The organism is Latilactobacillus sp. (assembly GCF_033176295.1).
GTDB classification, from domain to species: Bacteria; Bacillota; Bacilli; order Lactobacillales; family Lactobacillaceae; genus Latilactobacillus; species Latilactobacillus sakei.
Genome location: NZ_JAMQEX010000016.1, coordinates 1 through 18546, shown reverse-complemented (window position 1 = coordinate 18546; position 18546 = coordinate 1). Strand labels below are relative to the sequence as shown.

Below are 18546 nucleotides of genomic sequence, written 5' to 3'. Positions count from 1 at the left end.
AAAAACCTAACAATTAATTTTAAAAAAAGTTGGCACAGTATAAACTGCCCCAACTTCAGTGATTACTGATCAGCTCTATTTTTTTCAACCTCTCTTAATTCTTCTTCTGTGACTGCCATATGATCTTCATAGTGATCAACCTTCCAACGCAGATGGTCAATTGCCGTTTGAAGGTCATCGCGCTTTTCTTCCATAATTGCGATTTGTTCGTTCAACAGTTTAAACTGCTGAGCTGTATTATCTTCTTGGGCATCAAATAAACGAATATATTCCTTAAGCGCTTCGATACTCATCCCGGCTGCACGCATTGTCTTTACGAAATTAATTCTTCTAATAATTCGGTCGTCAATCGCTCGCACGCCAACATCGTTGCGATCAATCGCTGGGATTAAGCCCTCTTTTTCATAATAACGAATGGTTGTCGCGGTAACGCCTGTTTGTTGACTCGCTTCTTTAATATTCATCTCACGTAACTCCTTTATTGTGGCCGGTTAATGCCGACACTTGTTCGTGCATATAATTGCTCGTCTTCAAGCACCCGCCGGACTAAATCAGCAATTGCCCAGTGAGAAACGTCATGCCCGCCAAAAGGTTCATTGCGGCCAGTCACTTCATAATCATGGCTACCTTGATCAAACCAACCGGGTCGAACCACAGTATAATTCAAAGTACTCTCCGTGACAATATCCGCGGCTTTGCGATAGGCTTGCAACATCCCATTAGAGGCCAGATTACCCGAAGCACCAATGCTAGCTGGAATTTCATTATAAATCCCCATAGAAGCAATGAAAACCAGTTTATGAATCTGCAATTTAGTCATCGTTGTGTCACGACTGCCTTGGCTACTTGGGGCAATTGACCACTGACCGCTACAAAAAGAGCATCTTGATTACGCATTACTTTTTCGAGTTGCACGAGATTGGTCGCGTCTCCTTGAACCCACGTGACGCGTTCTTGATTAGGCTGATTAACGTGGCGCGCTAATAAAGTGAGTTGCGCATCCGTTTCGTCTAATAAATGTGCGGTAACTTCTGAACCAATTGAACCTGTTGCACCAATAATTAAGATTTTTTTCATCATTCAGACTCCTTTTTAAGTGTTGGTAAAATTAAGCCGATCACCGCGAGCAACGCACCAATCAAGAGAACGGTCGCTAACCCCATTGCCACGTGGTAACTTGTTAGGCCGTTTTTAAAAGTCGCTGAAACAGCCACAATAAACGACATCCCGATTGAACCCCCAATTTGATGGACCATGTTGACCACGCCCGAAGCTGCGCCAGCATCTGCAGGTAACGTATTGGCAACACCGGCGACCGTTAATGGACTGAGTGTTAAACCTTGTCCAATCCCCATCAAGATCATGGGAACCGCGATACCTAGCGCATAGCCAACTTGCTCTGAGAAAAAGCCTAAGGCACACATCCCAATTGCGGTCTTTGCAATCCCCACGGTTAGTAATTTCGTATTACCAAAGCGCGTTGTTAATTTTGAAACTTGCAAGGCAACGATGAAATTAACCACCGTTAAGGGGAAAAAGCCAATCCCTGCTTGAAGGGGCGTAAAACCTAAATGGGTTTGCATAATTTGAGGTGTCAAAAACCACATACTCAACATTGCACCCAGATAGAAGAAGCGCGCAATATAGCCCCCTAGTCGTTCGCGATCAGCAAACAAGCGCAATGGCATCATTGGTTGTTTCGTTCGTGCTTCTTGCCAGATAAACGACTGCTACTAACAATGCTAGTAAGCGACCTTGTTGGCCAACTAGGCTATAAACAAGTGCCGTCATCCCAATAATCGACGTCAGTGCACCGATTAAATCTAATCGCTTAGCTTGTGTGGCTTGAGTGGTTGGTATGAAAAGAACCGTTAAACCAATCATAATAATCGCAATCGGTACGTTGATGAAAAAGCCGTCCCGCCAAGATAGTAGACTGGCAAAAATACCACCAATAACTAACCCAATACTAGCACCAATACCAGCTGTGTCACCATAAGCCGCAATCGCGCGTGTTCTTGCTTCGCCTGAAAAACTGTCCATTAAGAGTGCCAAAGTCGTTGGTGCCAAGATTGCTGAACCAATGCCTTGAAATGCCCGGGCTAAAATAATCATCACCGCACTATTGGCAAGGCCAACTAATAATGACCCTACCGCGAAAACTGTCAGTCCAATCATGAAAACCCGCTTACGGCCAATAATATCACCAATACTACCGCCAAGTAATAACAAACCACCAAACGTTAGTGAGTAAGCATTTGTGACCCACGATAATGTTGTTTGACTTAAGTTTAATTCGGCGGCAATTTTAACCGTCCCTGTAAAAATAATTGAATTATCCAATAAAATCATAAAATAACTGATGAGGATAATCGCTAAAATAACCTTCTTGTTTGTCTTTTTCATTTTAATAACTTCCATTTCGTTTAATCTCTAATCAACAAAATGAAGTATAGACCTTAAAGTACACTTCAAGACAAGGGCTATTTTTAAATTAATTAATTTATCATTTGATAACGTTTACATAAATAGCTTATAGTAATCATATAAATAGCGTGTTACTGATTCGATCAGGCATGACCTACTATCTCTTCACACATATAGACTGTGTTGAATTAGTGGGTCTTTTTCTTGCCGTGCAAAAAAGAGGAGAGTAAGATGAAATTTCAAAAAAATTTTAATAATAATGCTGCCCTCGTTGAAGACGGCCAAGCGCTTGAATGGATTGTAATCGGCAACGGTGTTGGTTTTGGCAAACACCCTGGACTTGGTCGATGAATCAAAGATTGAACGCCGTTTTATCGCAACCGGTTCAAAGGGGTTCGATGCAACCCAAGTTCAGGCACTAACAGAAATCAATGCAAAAATGCTAACCATTATGTCCGAAATCGTTACGTTAGTTGAGCCAGCATTAGATACTAAGATTAACGATCGCCAATATCTGATTCTAGCGGACCATCTCCAATTCGCCGTTAAACGCATCAACGCCCATGTCACGTTAAACGATCAATCATTACTCTGGGAATTACGTAATTTATTTCCAACTGAATATAAAACTGCGCAGCAGACTATTCAACTGATCAATCAAAAATTAGGCTTCAAACTACCTGATGGTGAAGCAGTGCCCCTCACTTATCATTTTGTAAATATCAAAAACGGCGACAGTGAAATCGAAGACACGATGACCATGGCCAAGTTGGTCGCTAACATCATTGGTATCGTCCAAAAAAACTACGGCATTGTGCTAGACGAAGAGTCATTCAATTACAGTCGCTTCATCTCCCATCTTCGCTACTTCATCATTCGACGTCTCAAAAAGACGCAAGAAACAGACACACAACTTGATCCGGCACTACTTGCTATGATGATCACACGTTATCCACAAGCGTATCAAGTTGTCCAACAAATTACGGCATTTTTGAAACTTGAGATGGATTGGGCCTTACAATCCGACGAAGAAGTTTACTTATTATTGCATATCTGGCGTGTCACCCAGCATCAACAAACTGAATAAAATAGTGTGTTACTGATTCGATCAGGCATTAACCCAGTTAACGAATGCGACCTATTTTTAGGCTGTATTCATTAGCTGGGTTTTTGTTTTAACAATTATTAATCTAAGGAGGTACTATCATGGCTTACGAACAACTTGCAACAGACATCTTGGCAAACGTGGGCGGACCCGAAAATATCCGCAGCGTCGTCCACTGTACGACGCGCTTGCGCTTCAAATTGAAGGACGAAAAAAAGGCGCACACTGATATTTTAAAAAATATGGACGGCGTTGTGACGGTTGTCCAAAGTGGTGGTCAATACCAAGTCGTTATCGGTAATCAAGTCGCTGACGTTTATGACGCACTTTTGAAAATCGGCAATATTACCGGTGAAGGCATCGTCCCTGATGATGACGACCAACAACCTAAAATGAGTTTACTCGATAAATTCATCGATTTAATTTCTGGCATCTTCGCACCAACGCTTGGCGTCTTAGCGGCAACCGGGATGATTAAAGGGCTCGTCGCCCTCTTTGTCGCAGTCGGTTGGCTCACCATCAAATCTGGCACTTATCAAATTCTATTTGCGCTCGGCGATTCATTCTTCTATTTCTTTCCAATTATGTTAGGCTACAGTGCCAGCAAGAAATTCAAAGTCAATCCGTTCCTCGGTATGGTGATTGGGGCCTCCCTCGTTTACCCGTCAATCGTGGGACGAGTCCCTTCAGCGCTGGCGCAAACAGGCGCTAAACCACTTTACACTTTGTTTGCCGGTACGCTATTCGAATCACCAATTTACACAACATTCCTTGGTATTCCAGTGATTATGATGAGTTACGCGTCATCCGTCATCCCAATCGTGGTTGCTGTTTGGTTCACCTCAAAAGTTGAACCCTTCTTCAAAAAAGTCTTACCCGAAGTGATTCGGACATTCTTAGTACCGTTTTGTACGGCCCTCGTCGTTGTGCCGGTGACCTTCTTAGTGATTGGTCCACTGTCAACTTGGCTTGGTGATCTATTAGGCGCTGGTAGTAATGCGCTCTATCAATTCAGTCCAGTAGTTACTGGGGCAGTGCTTGGTGGCCTCTGGCAAGTGCTCGTTATCTTCGGCCTTCATTGGGGGATTGTCCCACTGGCAATTCTCAACATTTCCACACTGGGTTACGACACGATTTTAACACTTGTCTTTGCCGCATCCTTTGCACAAATCGGATCTGTTTTAGCCATCACATTACGAACGAAAAATAAAAAGCTCAAAGGCTTAGGCTGGTCATCTTTCATCTCTGGGATTTTCGGTGTCACAGAACCCGTAATTTACGGGATTACACTGCCACGTAAAAAGCCATTCATCTTCAGTTGTATCGGTGGTGCAGTCGGCGGATTGCTACTCGGCTTATTTGGCACTCGCGGCTACCTCGTGGGTGGACTCGGTGTCTTCGGTATTCCGAACTTTATCAATCCAAAGACCGGTCTCGATATGACCGTTTACGGTGCGCTAATTGCTGCCGCTGTTGCCTTCGTAATTGCATTATTATTAACACTTTTCTTCGGCATTTCTAAGGAAGATCAAGTGGCAACCGTTGAACCCGCTGCTCCTATGGCACCTACTCCTCCGACAGAAGCGCCTGCCAAAGTAACACCTGAAATCATTACTAGTCCCCTTAGTGGCACCGTAATACCTCTTTCAGAACTAAAAGATCCTGTTTTCTCATCAGCTGTCATGGGCAAAGGGGTGGCAATCATTCCTTCTGATGGCCAACTTTTCGCACCCGTTGCCGGAACAGTCAGCCTCGTCTTTCCAACTGGACACGCAATTGGTATTAATTCTGAACACGGTGCTGAAATTTTAATGCATGTCGGGATGGATACCGTCCAACTTGAGGGCAAACCATTTACGGTACATGTGAAACAGGGGCAAGCAGTCCTCCCCGGTGATTTATTATTAACCTTCGATATTGAAGCCATTCAAGCGGCCGGTTACGAAATCGCGACACCGGTCATCATTACTAATAGTAATTTGTACGATTCAGTGGCACCTCTGATTTCAACCGGAACTGTGTCTACTGGCGATCAACTCTTAACTTTAAAATAACATTCAAAGGAGACTAAAGATGACTAATCACACCCCTTTCCCAAAAGATTTTCTCTGGGGCGGCGCAACTGCCGCTAACCAATATGAAGGTGCTTACCAAACCGACGGCAAAGGTTTGTCGCTCGTTGATATTTTGCCAGATGCTCACTATGGCCGCTGGGAAGCCCTAATGAATCCTAAAAAAGCGCAAGCGACTCAATACGACTTCTATCCAAGTCACAAATCCGTTGATTTCTATCATCATTATGAAGAAGACCTGCGCTTGGTGGCTGAGATGGGCTTTAAAACCTATCGGCTATCAATTAGCTGGCCTCGTATTTTCCCAAATGGTGATGATTTAACACCTAACGAAGCCGGTCTCGCCTTTTACGATCGCGTGATTGATCTGTGTCGCGAGCTCAACATTGAACCACTCGTGACCATCAACCATTTCGATACCCCACTAGCGATGATGGATAAGTGTAACGGCTGGGCCAATCGCCAGATGATCGACCACTACTTGCGCTTTTGTTCGGTGCTTTTTAAACGCTATAGAGGTAAAGTTCACTATTGGTTAACGTTTAACGAAATCAACATGATTCTCCACATTCCGTTCTTAGGCGGTGGCATGGACATTTCCGATGCTGCTCATCCAGATCAAATTAAATACCAAGCTTCCCATCACCAATTAGTGGCTTCAGCGTTAGCAACCAAGCTTGCACATGAAATCGATCCAGATAATCAAATTGGCTGCATGCTAGCCGCTGGCGAAACTTATCCGAATACGCCAAATCCAGCGGATGTCTTCAAAGCACTTGAAACCAATCGCGAAGGCTACTTCTTCATCGATGTGCAATCACGTGGTGCTTATTCGAACTATGCCAAGCGGTTATTTAAAGCCAAAAATATCGTATTAGCAATGGGACCTGATGATGAGGCGATTCTCAAAGCCAATACAGTCGACTTCATTTCATTTAGTTATTACTCATCTCGTTTAGTTAGTGCTGATCCAGTGGTGAATGAACAAACTGAAGGTAACGTCTTCGCCTCGCTTAAAAATCCATATCTCAAAACAAGCGAATGGGGCTGGCAAACTGACGGTCTTGGCTTACGGACGACAATGAATCAACTCTATGATCGATATCAAAAACCACTGTTTATCGTTGAAAACGGCCTAGGTGCACGTGATACAGTCACTGCTGATGGTCAAATTCACGACGACTACCGTATCAGTTATCTGCAAGAAAATATCACCGCTATGGGCCAAGCAATTGCCGACGGCGTACCCTGTATCGGTTACACTTCATGGGGCTGTATCGATTTAGTCAGCGCCGGTTCAGGTGAAATGGACAAGCGTTACGGTTACGTATACGTTGACCGCGACAATGATGGTAACGGCACATTAGCCCGTACACCAAAGGATTCTTTCTACTGGTATCAAAATGTCATTAAAACCAACGGTAGCGTGTTATATAACGGCCAAACATTTTAATTTTTGGAGGGACAATTATGTATTCAAAACAACCAATTACCGGCTTTAAACCAGATTTCTTATGGGGTGGTGCAACCGCGGCTAATCAAATTGAAGGTGCCTGGAATATCGACGGCAAGGGGCTCACGACCGCCGAAGTCGTCCAAAAAGCGACCGATCGCCAGAATTTTTCAATGAACACCGTGACTAAAGACAGCATTCAAGTCGCAATTGACGATCCAACCGATACCCTTTATCCAAAACGGCACGGAATCGATTTTTACCACCACTACAAAGAAGACATCGCATTATTCGCCGAAATGGGCTTCAAGGCTTTTCGAATAAGTATCGCATGGGCTCGTATTTTTCCAAACGGCGATGACGCGCAACCCAATGAAATAGGCTTAGCCTTCTACGATAACGTCTTCGCTGAACTCAAAAAATACAATATCGAGCCAGTCGTGACCCTCTCCCATTACGAAATGCCGCTTGCACTGACACTGAAATATAACGGTTGGACCAGTCGCGAAACCATCACTGCGTTTAACCGCTATACCGAAACGGTCTTCAAACGTTATCAACATCAAGTTAAATACTGGATGACTTTTAACGAAATTAATGCCGCAACTTGGGGATTCACTGGTACCGGCGCGGTTGACGATACCCTCTCTCCAAATGAGCAATTACAACTGCGCTATCAAGCGCTGCATCATCAATTTGTTGCGAGTAGCATCGCCGTTAAACAATGTCATGAATTGATGCCCGATGCGAAAATTGGTTCAATGTTGGCGCGGATGCAAAGTTATCCTAAAACACCGAACCCCACCGATGTCCGTCAAGCGCAAGAAGATGATGAATTGAATCTCTTTTTCACAGATGTTCAGGTCCGTGGCGAATATCCCAACTATATGAACCGTTACTTCAACGACCACGACATCGAACTTGAAATGGCACCTGACGACTTACAAATAATCAAAGATTATCCGGTCGATTATTTAAGCTTCAGCTATTACATGTCAATGGTCAGCTCAGCTAAACCCGCCGGTGAAAAAACAGCTGGCAACTTAATCCTCGGTGAAAAGAATCCGTATCTCGAATCAAGCGACTGGGGTTGGCAAATTGATCCCGTCGGTTTACGGATTACCCTCAACAATCTCTGGGAACGCTATGGTGTACCACTATTCATCGTCGAAAATGGCTTAGGCGCAATCGATAAGGTTGCAGCTGACGGTCAAATTCATGACCCTTATCGTATTGACTACATGCGCAAACACATCGCACAGATGAAAGAGGCCGTTCAAGACGGCGTGGATCTAATGGGCTACACCATGTGGGGACCAATCGACTTAATTAGTGCCTCTACCTCTGAAATGTCCAAGCGCTACGGCTTTATTTACGTCGACCAAGATGATGACGGCAACGGTACGCTCGAACGACGCCGTAAAGACTCGTTCTACTGGTTCAAAAACGTTATTGCCAACAATGGTGAAGACCTCTAAAACATAGAAAAAGCCCCCGACTTTTGTCCGGGGCTTTTTCTTATACTGTAAAAATAAATCGATCGAATGCTTGCGCAATCCCATCAGAATCGTTATCGGCGGTAATAAAGTCGACGTGAGCTTTCGCTTCTGCTGATCCGTTACCCATCGCCACCGCAGTTCCGGCAAATTGGAACATTGGAATATCGTTTTTCTCATCGCCAATTGCCATAATTTCATCAGGTGCAATCCCTAGCTCGTTCGCGAGATATTGCACCGCTTTGCCTTTATTGACATCGGCATGCATCACTTCTAAAAAGCGGTCAGCCGCACGAACAACATAGTTATCCGTTCCAAATTGTGCGCGCACTTGTGATTCATGTGCGTCCAGCTGGTCACTCGTTCCAGTAAAGACAGCTTTTACCATTTGTATTGTAGGAGCGACTTTACTCGGTTTACGGATATGAATCCCCGCCTCATTTTCCCAAGCTTGAACAACCGTAATGGGATCAACGTCTAGATTACTTGTATAGATCGCACTATTCTGATTAAGCACGTTATACGCTAAACCTGTTTCCCGTGAAAACTGATCGATGGCTTGATACGTTTCACGGCTGATCCCTGACTCTTTTAGAATCTTACCGGCCGCCGTCTCAATGATGCTGCCGTTAAACGTAATCACATATTGCTCGTCACCAGTAATCCCCAATTGATTCAAAAAGGGTGTCACGCCAGCTAATGGCCGCCCGGAACACAAGACAACCTTCACACCTTGTTCAAGCGCCTTAGCGACTTGTTGCTTCGTACTGGCTAGCGGTTGGTGCTGTGAACTCAATAATGTATCGTCAATATCAATCGCAACTAATTTAATCGTCATCTCAGTACTCCTCAAATTAAATTTAATCTGTAAAATGCTTTGGTTGGCGAATCTATGTGATTGCTATTCAAACCCATCTTTTAGTTTTTGCAATACACCGGTTTAACTATAAACACTTTGCAATTGCCGCATTAACCTTTTCTTTTTCACTTTCAATCAAGGCCACGCGACTTTCGATGACCTTAATGTCCATCGTTATTTCCCGGGTTAAGCCTGGGGTATCTAATTTAGGTTCGAAGAAGGCTTTGAATTCCGCTAAACGTTCTGGCGTCTTGAAGACTGCCGCGATTGATGTGATATAAGTTGTAAATTCCATATCGCCACCGACTGTGTCTTCTAGCCATTGCCAATCATTGCGAATCCAATCCCAAGTGGCTTGTTGACTCGCATCGTTAGCGAGTAAACCCCGGAACCAAGCCCGTAAATCTTGCGGTTTAATTGTCCCGGCATCTTCAAATTTACTAATTAAAGTGATGATTAATTCAGGATCAGTCGTCCGTGTTAAGGCAGCACTCAAGTCGTTCTTATAGCTGGCATCGCTAGTTTGACGATAAGCTTCTAAGAGTTGACTATAAAGCGCGGCGTTACCAAAGTTTTGCACTTCATTCATCAAGACTAGTACCCGAATAGCAGCTGGTAAAGTTGCCAACTGATCTTGGTTAGCTTGGAATAATGCGTGCGCCGCATCAATCGGTGCTTGGTTCTTAGCATACAAGGCTGCACTTAAAACTGTCGGCCGCATCAATTGATCATCATTGGTATCCGTTGGTTGAACCGTCCAACCTAAGCGTGCCACTTGTGCTTTACTCAATTTATCGAAGAAAGTCCGCAAGTGTTGTTCACTTGTTTCACCGGCTGTGACAAACTTCTTCAAATTACCAGCCACTGTATAAAGTGCATCAGCCACTAAGTTAGAATTACTTTTAGCAAATGGTGCTAGAACTGGAACGACATCGGCGTAATTAATTTGCCGTCCTTCAGCCAATAAACGTAAATCTTGTAGTAATTGAAGTTGCGCGATTGGTGCCATTTCAGCACTATCTTTTAAAATATCGTCGAATAACGTTTGATCATAGTTAACGATGAAATGTGATTCGTTCCCCACATTTAAACGGAATGGTTGCCCATTATCGGCACGTAACTGCGCGTAATCGCCAAGCACTAATTTGCGGTCAGTCATCAACAATGGTGCAGCCGCATAGTTGCTCTTCAATGGAATTTGCCATTGCCGGCCAACCTCTTGGCCTTCGCCAATGAAGAATTGTTGTTGACTAAGCGTTAATTGTCCGTCAACGACTTTAGCCGTTACCACTGGATAACCTGGTTGTTCGAGCCATGAATTCATAATAGCACCGACGTCTAAGTTAGCGGCTTTACCAAGTGCAACCCATAAGTCAGCCCCTGTTGCATTTCCGAATTGATGGGCTGCAAAGTAAGCTTTCAAACCCGCGCGTAATGCATCGTCGCCAATTAAAGCGCGGACCATCACGAGCATCCGTGCACCTTTAGCATAAACAATCGCGCCATCAAATAAGGCGTCGATTTCAGCAGGATTGTTAACTTGCACGTGGACTGATTGAACACCGTCAGTTGCATCCCGTTGTAAAGCAGCTGATGCTTCTGAGGTTTGGAAACTTTCCCAAATGTGCCAATCAGGTTCAAGTGCATCGATGGCGACGTATTCCATCATATTAGCAAAACTTTCGTTTAACCAGAGATCATCCCACCATTGCATTGTCACTAAATCGCCGAACCATTGGTGCGCCAATTCATGGGCAATCACGGTTGCTACACGGTGTTTCGTCGTTAGCGCCGTATTATCTGGATCGAGCAATAAGTAAGCTTCTCGATAAGTGACTAAGCCCCAGTTTTCCATTGCACCGGCTGAAAAGTCAGGTAAGGCCAACTGCCATGAATGTGGGAGTGGATATGGTGTTTGGTAGAAATCTTCGAAGAATTCGATTGAACGTTTGGCAATATCCAATGCAAATTCGAGTTCGTTGGCTTGATGCGCTTTAGTGGCAAAAACGCCCACTTGAACGCCACTCTTCGTCTTCGTTTGTGCGCCTTGGAGTTCACCGAAGGCAAACGCCACAAGATACGTTGACATCCGAACTGTCGTTTCAAAATGATGAACGCCATCGATAACTTCTTTTTCAGGCATGTTGCTGAGGATTGTTTCGCCTTCGTGTTCGTCAAATTTAATCGCTAAATCAAAAGTGGCTTTGGCTTCTGGTTCATCGACACATGGAAAAGCTTGGCGCGCAAAGTTGGTTTCAAATTGCGTCCCAATCAATTCTTTTTGCACCCCATCGACTTGATAATAAGAAGGATAGATGCCCATCATCGAATCCGTTAAAACAGCAGTATATGAAATGACCAATGTCACTTCGCCTGGTTGGCCCACTTCGACCTTCAAGGCATTCGCGTCATTATCAACTGTAAATGGCACGCTCTTCCCCGCAGCACTTACCGTTTCAATCACCAAACCATTTTGATGAATTAAGACCACCGCATCCTTAGCGGTCCCGGTAATTGTTGTCCGACCACTAAATCGTTTTTGAGCCCGATTAATATCTAAAAAAACTTGATAATGTTCCGGTTGAAAGCTTTGATAAAAACGCATCAATTCTGCCATATTATGATCTCCAATTTCATTTAGAATACTGTTATTATACGACTTTTCATTTCAAAAAGCTGTTGTCATCCATCTCATCAACATAAAAAAGACGCTCCACAGAACGTCTTCTTTAATCAATTAAACTTGTTGTTTAGCTGGGCGAATCAAGACTTCACTGACTACCACATGTTTTGGTTGGTCAATCGCATATAAGACTGCATTAGCAATGTCTTCTGGATTGAGGGCCAACGCTGATTCTTCTGGGGCATCCATTAATTGCTTAACGCCTTCGAAAACAGCGGTGTTGCCAATTGTATTGACCAATTCTGTTTTAACAGCACCTGGTGAGACAATCGTTGAGCGGATGCCGTTATCTTTTTCTTCTCGTAACCCTTCCATAATGGCGCGTACAGCATATTTTGTCCCGTTATAAACGGCAGAAGCTGGATAAACGACATGTCCGGCAACCGAATCAGTTGAGATAATCAACCCATCTTGTTGGGCTTGCATCGTTGGTAAAACCGCACCGACCCCGTTTAAAACACCCATGATATTGATATCGAGCATCTTTTGCCATTGATCGTAATCGCGTTCGCTCAGATTTCCTTGGGGCATGACGCCAGCATTGTTATATAAGACATCTACGCGACCGAACCGATCGAGTGCTAATTGGACTAAGCTTGCCATCTGGTCTCGATTAGTGACATCAGTGGCTTGGTAAATTGCATTTTCCCCGATTTCTGCCACTAAGGCTTGGAGCCGATCCTTGCGACGAGCGGCCAAAACAACCTTAGCCCCTTTGCTTGCTAATAATTTGGCAGTTGCTGCTCCGATACCTGATGAGGCACCTGTAATGATAACGACTTTATTTTGAATTGACATGTTAAAACTCCTTTTCTGCTTTAATTTGACGAATGACTTTTGCCGGTGTGCCGGCGACAATCATATTAGCTGGTACATCTTTGGTGACAGTTGCGTTGGCAGCCACAATCGCATTTTCGCCGACTGTCACACCGGGGAGAATTGTTGCCCCCGCGCCAATCCATGCGTTCTGTTTGATATGAACTGGTTTAACGAATAACCCACGCCGATCGGCTGGATTTTCCAAATGATTCACGGTAATTAATGAGGCGCGCGGCCCAATCAACACGTGATCATCAATCGTAATCCCACCTAAATCAACGAATAGAACATTATTATTAATAAAAATCTCTTTACCAAAGGTAATGTGTTTAGCGTAGTCCGTATAAAAGGGTAATGACACTGTCACTGGTTCATCTATTTCTTGATCCGTAATACACTTTAAATACGCCCGTACTTCGGCTGCATCGTGATAGCCTGTATTCATTTCCATCACTAATCGCTCATTATTGCCTTTGACCAAATGAATTTCTTTAAACAACTCCGAATCACGGTAAATCGGTTGATTCGCAATTCTCGTTCGCAATGAGTAGTCCACCTTGATTACCTCCTTTTAGCGCGCTTCTTTACTTGCTGTTTTCAGTATACTTCGCTAAACTAACAATGACTAATACTCATATCGAATAGCTAGCTATAACTTTTATCAATAGGAGAAGTATTATGGATTTACGTGTTTTAAATTACTTTTTAACCGTTGCCCAGGAGAAAACAATCAGTAAGGCTGCTGAGGTCCTCCACTTATCACAGCCCACGCTCTCTAAACAACTTAAGGACTTGGAGGTTGAATTAGGCGTTCAACTCTTCACCCGTGGCAATCGCGAAATCACATTAACAACCGATGGCATTTACCTGCAAAAACGCGGACGCGAAATCTTATCTTTAGTTGATACAACGACAAATAACTTAACGCATAATCAGGTCGTCAGTGGGACCATCAGCATTGGCGCCGGTGAAACGCAGGCCTTTCAACTAATCGCGATGATTATCAATGATTTACGACAACGCTACCCTGATATCACTCTGCAATTATTCAGCGGCACTGCCGATGAGGTCAAAGAACGGATTGATCAAGGTTTGCTCGATTTTGGTCTCGTTATTGATCCTGTCGATAAGCAGCGCTATGAATTCGTCCGCTTACCCGTATCAGATCATTGGGGCGTACTAGTTGCCGACGACCATCCAATTGCGGCGCACTCGACCGTTGATGCAGCAACCTTGGCGCAATATCCCTTATTAATTTCGGGACAATCACTCGTTCGTCAACAAATTAGTAATTGGTTTGGCGCTAACCTTGATCAACTTGATATTATCGGGACCTACACGCTTTTATATAACGCCTCATTATTGGTCAAAACCAGTAACAGCGCCGCATTGTGCATCGACGGCATTATCAATACTAAGGACAACGGCTTAAAATTCGTTCCGTTTAATCCGCCACTAACCGTCAATACGAACATTATCTGGAAAAAAGGCCAAGTCTTCTCGAGTGCTGGTCAGGTTTTTAAAGAAGCCCTCACAGATCAGACAAACAAAAAGCCGTCACATTAACTGTGACGGCTTTTTCAATATGCACTTTATTTGCAGAAATTCTTAATTTATGTCCGTTGCTTTCCCTAAATACGGGCCCTATAATGCATATTGAATCTTATCTGGAGGTCTTTTGATGATGGAAAAAACTGAAAAAATCGCAATTTTAGAAAAACTGGTCTCAATTGATACAACAGACCAAGCGGAAGGTGTGATTGCCGACTACTTAGCCGATCTATTCACACAACACGGTATCCAGACTGAAAAAGTGGCTTCTAAACCAGGCCGCGAAAACTTAGTGGCCTATCTAGGTGAAGCAACCGACAAAGTCCTCGGCGTGACTGGTCATATGGACGTCGTCAGCATCGGCGATCGCAGCAAATGGACGAGTGATCCCTTCACCCTAACCGCTCGCGATGGTAAACTCTTCGGTCGGGGTGCTACTGACATGAAATCTGGACTGGCCGCTCTTGTGATTGCAATGATCGAATTACACGATGAAAATGTCCCATTAAATGGTCAAATCAAACTCCTTGCAACAGTCGATGAAGAAAAGAACGAAACTGGTGCCCAAACTTTAACAACCCAAGGTTATGCCGATAATTTGACAGCCTTATTAGTTGCCGAACCATCTGGCGTTGATAAACAAGCCTTGGCAAACAGTAGCGACAAATTTCCCACAGAAATCGTCCAAAAACTACTCAGAGCTAATCAAACCAATGAACAACATTTTCTGATTTTCGCCCACAACGGTTCCCTTGATTTTAAAGTGACGGCGACTGGTAAAACAGCCCACAGTTCAATGCCCGAACTCGGTATTAACGCAATTGACCATTTGCTCACCTACTACAATCGACAAAAACAATACTTCGATCAAAAGCATCCCATCGATGATGTCCTCGGCGATATTGTTCCCGTCACAACCTTAATCAATGGTGGTGAACAAATTAATTCGGTCCCCGGTCACGCAGAACTCACTTGCCGCGTTCGCACGACCCCCGCATTAACTGGCGACCAAGTCATTGCCGATCTCAATGCCATTATTGCTGAACTTAACCAACAAACAGACATGAATTTAGCATTAACTGTCATTAATAACCAACCACCGGTTAAAAGTAATCCACAGGCACCATTCATTCAAAGTGTTCAAAAAATCGGCGCACAAAAGTTATCCCAAGCTTATCCACTGATGCACGTTGCTGGTGGTACTGATGCCGCCCACTTTGCTAAGAATAACCCCAACTTACCAGTGGCAGTTGTCGGCCCCGGCAATGATACCAGTCATATGATCGACGAATACGTTGACGAAGAAATGTACCTCAAACACATCGACTTCTTTAAAGCAGTCATGACGGATTATTTAAAATAGATAGATTGCAAATTTGATCTAAATTTTTTAATAAATTAGTCAACATAATCTGGTAATATCGCCTCGGTTAAGCGCTTCAATCAAAGTTCGGTTAATTCTGAGTAACATAGTCGTCATATTTTGAGCACTAATGTACTTTAACCTATTCTATTTAAGTATTGGACAGTTCTAGCTCACAAAAAATTTCGATTTTAATTCGTTCAGAATAACTTACACTAAACAAAAGAATCAATTCCTAAAAATATGTCTGTGATAAACACTATGTGATACTTACACTGCCATCTGGTATGTGCTGCTAAACTACTATCGTCTTTTACTTGAGACATGATAAAAATCCCTTTCGCTTTTAGATTTGGTTGGTAGCCATTCTCTATAGCGAAAGGGATTTTTAATGCTGAAGCTAATTCTAACTCCCGCACCTAAAAGGTGTGGTTTATTTTTTCCTAAAAAAATGAAACTAGGCGGCACATCGCCGATAAAATATCGACAATGTGCCACCTAGAAAAGACAACTAACTATTTACTTTAACTTTTGGGGTATTTGTTACCCATACTAACGTTTCTATTTATTTGGTAAAAACATCTGTCATAATTTTAATTTATATATTTATCTTCACCAGCAAAGAATCCAAATCCCCCTAATAAAATAGCAGTCACAATTAAAATAATTAATGATACATTCCAATTATGAGTCATATCATGCATAAAGCCAAAGAGAGTTGGGCCAATTGCAGCTAACAAGTAACCAATTGATTGAGCCATGCCTGATAGTTCTGCCCCTTCTCTTGCATTTCTTTTTTTTAGGTTAAAAAACATCATTGATAGTCCAAATGCACAGCCACCACTGATTCCAATAAAAGCAATTCCTATAATAATAGTATTATTTATAAAAAGCCCACTAATTCATAAACACATTAGGATTGATGTGTTTATGGCAATTTTACTCTGTCTTTTGACCCTCCCAGCAATAATTGGAATTATAAATGTAAATGGTAATAAAAATAATTGCATCATTGACAATAAATAACCAGCTTGTTCTGCAGTGAATCCCTTTTGAATAAGCATTTCAGGTAACCACGCGACTAACACGTAGAATACTAGTGACTGTAGGCCCATAAATATAGTAACTTGCCACGCAGTTTTTGAATGCCAAATACTATTCTCTATAGGTAATTCCTCTATCTTATCTGGTTTATCATGTCTTTTCAATTGTGGAATCCATGCGATACAAGCAATTAAAGCCAAAATAAGCCAAATCCTAAGTGAATTATTCCAACCTAGATTTAGATTATTAGCTAATGGAAAACTAACTCCAGATGCAATTGCCCCACATAAATTCATACTAATTGAATAAATACCAGTAATTAGGCCTAAGCGATGATTAAATTCTCTTTTTATTAAACTTGGAATTAATACGTTACACATGGCAATTGCACTACCTACTAAAATAGTTCCAAATAATAAAGTGCTTGTTTGGGGAATTGATCTAATAAATAACCCTATAACTAATACGATTGTAGAATAACCAATAGTATATTCTAGACTCAATTTTTCAGCTATTTTGGGTGCCACTGGTGATAAAATAGCAAAAGCCAATAACGGAATTGTCGTTAAAAATCCCGCAATAGTTCCAGAAATACCAATATTGTCCTTAATTAAACCTGTTAAAGGGCCAACTGCAGTTAATGGTACTCTTAAATTTGTTGCGACAAATATAATTCCTAGAAGTAATACAGTTACCTCTACACTCTTCTCTTGTACTCTCTCTCTCATATGAACCCTCCAAAATATGCAATTATATATTATAGTATATAATTGCATATTACATTATAGGTTCTCATATTTTACAACTATGTTCATCAAAATATCTTCATTAGTATCATTAATATACTCATGCGAATTATTATTTATGAAGTAAATTGTATTGTGTTCATGAACAATATAACTATCATGCTCAACTCTAAGATTTAATGTCCCTGATAGTACAGTTATCACCTCTAAAGTATTAGAAGTCTGGCTATCTAGATAATACTTACTATTAGCTTTTAGCCGAACTTTATATACCTCGAAATCAAATTGACCTACAATTGGTTCGACTTCCCACTTGTGATTTTCATCTTCTAAAAAATAACCATGATTTTCAGTTGAAAAAACGACATTACTTCCTCTATTTTTAAATAGAGACATTAGTGGGGCTTCTAGACATTTTGTTAACTTCCATAAAGTATTTATTGTTGGATTCGATTTTCCATTCTCTATCTTTGTTATAGTTAGTGAACTTAGTCCTGATAATTCTGATAATTTTTCTACACTTATTTTTTTACTTTGCCTTAATTGTTTAATTTGTTCTCCGATATTATTAACTATATTATTATTTGAACTCATAGTAATTATCCCCGTTATATTAATTTTTGGCTAAAATGCTTAACTAAGCTCCTTAGTTTATATATATTATACTCTGTTATATTTATAATAGACATTTTTATAATAAAATATATATTCTTATAAATTAGTTAGCAATAGTCCTATTAGGTAGGATTATTGCTGATCCAATACCTTCCCCAAAAAGCTACTAGCATTAAAAGAGACTGCTTTAAGTTTTTTCTGCTCGAATTAATTTCGCGCGTTTTATAATCAAGTTAGCCAAATACTTTTAGCTAATTGATAAAATAAAAAACACCAAGACAAATCTCTGTTATCATTGATGTTCCTACACAAA

Annotated in this window: 17 protein-coding genes and 1 pseudogene; 7 read left to right on the top strand and 11 right to left on the bottom strand. The window is 42.0% G+C overall.

The features are described from left to right. Positions 1-62 precede the first annotated feature (62 nt). The 4 genes and pseudogenes from NDN60_RS08060 to NDN60_RS08045 form a co-directional block, all read right to left on the bottom strand. Positions 63-464, bottom strand: coding sequence for a MerR family transcriptional regulator (locus NDN60_RS08060; protein WP_025016228.1), 402 nt, complete (start codon positions 462-464; stop codon positions 63-65). Positions 465-478: 14 nt separating this feature from the next. Continuing rightward, positions 479-1077 (bottom strand): annotated as a pseudogene (locus NDN60_RS08055) (NAD(P)H-binding protein). Continuing rightward, positions 1077-1691 carry an MFS transporter gene (locus NDN60_RS08050; RefSeq protein ID WP_307722583.1) on the bottom strand — a complete coding sequence of 205 codons (615 nt, stop codon included), beginning with the start codon at positions 1689-1691 and terminating at the stop codon, positions 1077-1079. Before NDN60_RS08050 ends, NDN60_RS08055 begins: the two are co-directional and overlap by 1 nt. Then, on the bottom strand, positions 1666-2406 hold the full coding sequence (locus NDN60_RS08045) for an MFS transporter (RefSeq protein WP_307722582.1): 741 nt from the start codon (positions 2404-2406) through the stop codon (positions 1666-1668). Before NDN60_RS08045 ends, NDN60_RS08050 begins: the two co-directional genes overlap by 26 nt. 252 nt (positions 2407-2658) lie before the next feature. Between NDN60_RS08045 and NDN60_RS08040 the strand changes: the two genes are divergently transcribed. From NDN60_RS08040 to NDN60_RS08020, 5 genes are all read left to right on the top strand, one after another. Further along, positions 2659-2778: a CAT RNA binding domain-containing protein gene (locus tag NDN60_RS08040; RefSeq protein WP_099947606.1), complete on the top strand. Its 120-nt coding sequence runs from the start codon at positions 2659-2661 to the stop codon at positions 2776-2778. Next, positions 2750-3514, top strand: a complete 765-nt coding sequence (locus NDN60_RS08035) for a BglG family transcription antiterminator (RefSeq protein WP_157771043.1) — start codon at positions 2750-2752, stop codon at positions 3512-3514. The genes NDN60_RS08040 and NDN60_RS08035 overlap by 29 nt, the downstream gene beginning before the upstream one ends. Before the next feature lie 119 nt (positions 3515-3633). After that, complete coding sequence (locus NDN60_RS08030) at positions 3634-5586, top strand: beta-glucoside-specific PTS transporter subunit IIABC (protein ID WP_056947719.1); 1953 nt, start codon at positions 3634-3636, stop codon at positions 5584-5586. A 19-nt stretch (positions 5587-5605) separates the two neighbouring features. After that, a complete protein-coding gene (locus NDN60_RS08025) occupies positions 5606-7057 on the top strand; it encodes a 6-phospho-beta-glucosidase (RefSeq protein WP_099947604.1) in 1452 nt (483 codons plus the stop codon). Between the two features lie 17 nt (positions 7058-7074). Next, positions 7075-8535, top strand: a complete 1461-nt coding sequence (locus NDN60_RS08020) for a glycoside hydrolase family 1 protein (RefSeq protein ID WP_056947721.1) — start codon at positions 7075-7077, stop codon at positions 8533-8535. A gap of 40 nt (positions 8536-8575) precedes the next feature. On the opposite strand, the gene NDN60_RS08015 is transcribed toward NDN60_RS08020, so the two are convergent. The 4 genes from NDN60_RS08015 to NDN60_RS08000 form a co-directional block, all read right to left on the bottom strand. Then, positions 8576-9391 (bottom strand): Cof-type HAD-IIB family hydrolase, encoded by an 816-nt coding sequence (locus tag NDN60_RS08015; protein ID WP_056947722.1) that lies wholly within the window; start codon positions 9389-9391, stop codon positions 8576-8578. Positions 9392-9497: 106 nt separating this feature from the next. After that, entirely contained in the window at positions 9498-12029 is a 2532-nt protein-coding gene (locus NDN60_RS08010) for a M1 family metallopeptidase (RefSeq protein WP_056947724.1), read from the bottom strand. A gap of 120 nt (positions 12030-12149) precedes the next feature. Beyond that, the gene (locus NDN60_RS08005; protein WP_056947726.1) at positions 12150-12893 is read right to left on the bottom strand and encodes an SDR family oxidoreductase; all 744 of its coding nucleotides are present in this window, start codon (positions 12891-12893) and stop codon (positions 12150-12152) included. 1 nt (position 12894) lies between these two features. Further along, the gene (locus tag NDN60_RS08000; protein ID WP_011373934.1) at positions 12895-13470 is read right to left on the bottom strand and encodes a DapH/DapD/GlmU-related protein; all 576 of its coding nucleotides are present in this window, start codon (positions 13468-13470) and stop codon (positions 12895-12897) included. 122 nt (positions 13471-13592) lie between these two features. Between NDN60_RS08000 and NDN60_RS07995 the strand changes: the two genes are divergently transcribed. Further along, positions 13593-14480 carry a LysR family transcriptional regulator gene (locus NDN60_RS07995; RefSeq protein WP_056947728.1) on the top strand — a complete coding sequence of 296 codons (888 nt, stop codon included), beginning with the start codon at positions 13593-13595 and terminating at the stop codon, positions 14478-14480. Between the two features lie 115 nt (positions 14481-14595). Beyond that, entirely contained in the window at positions 14596-15828 is a 1233-nt protein-coding gene (locus NDN60_RS07990; protein ID WP_056947729.1) for an ArgE/DapE family deacylase, read from the top strand. Between the two features lie 593 nt (positions 15829-16421). Here NDN60_RS07990 and NDN60_RS07985 read toward each other — a convergent pair. From NDN60_RS07985 to NDN60_RS07975, 3 genes are all read right to left on the bottom strand, one after another. Further along, a complete protein-coding gene (locus NDN60_RS07985) occupies positions 16422-16646 on the bottom strand; it encodes an Inner membrane transport protein YeaN (protein WP_182159577.1) in 225 nt (74 codons plus the stop codon). Between the two features lie 84 nt (positions 16647-16730). Next, the gene (locus NDN60_RS07980) at positions 16731-17600 is read right to left on the bottom strand and encodes a CynX/NimT family MFS transporter (protein WP_197704867.1); all 870 of its coding nucleotides are present in this window, start codon (positions 17598-17600) and stop codon (positions 16731-16733) included. A 54-nt stretch (positions 17601-17654) separates the two neighbouring features. Further along, the gene (locus NDN60_RS07975) at positions 17655-18212 is read right to left on the bottom strand and encodes an XRE family transcriptional regulator (protein ID WP_011373929.1); all 558 of its coding nucleotides are present in this window, start codon (positions 18210-18212) and stop codon (positions 17655-17657) included. Positions 18213-18546 lie beyond the last annotated feature (334 nt).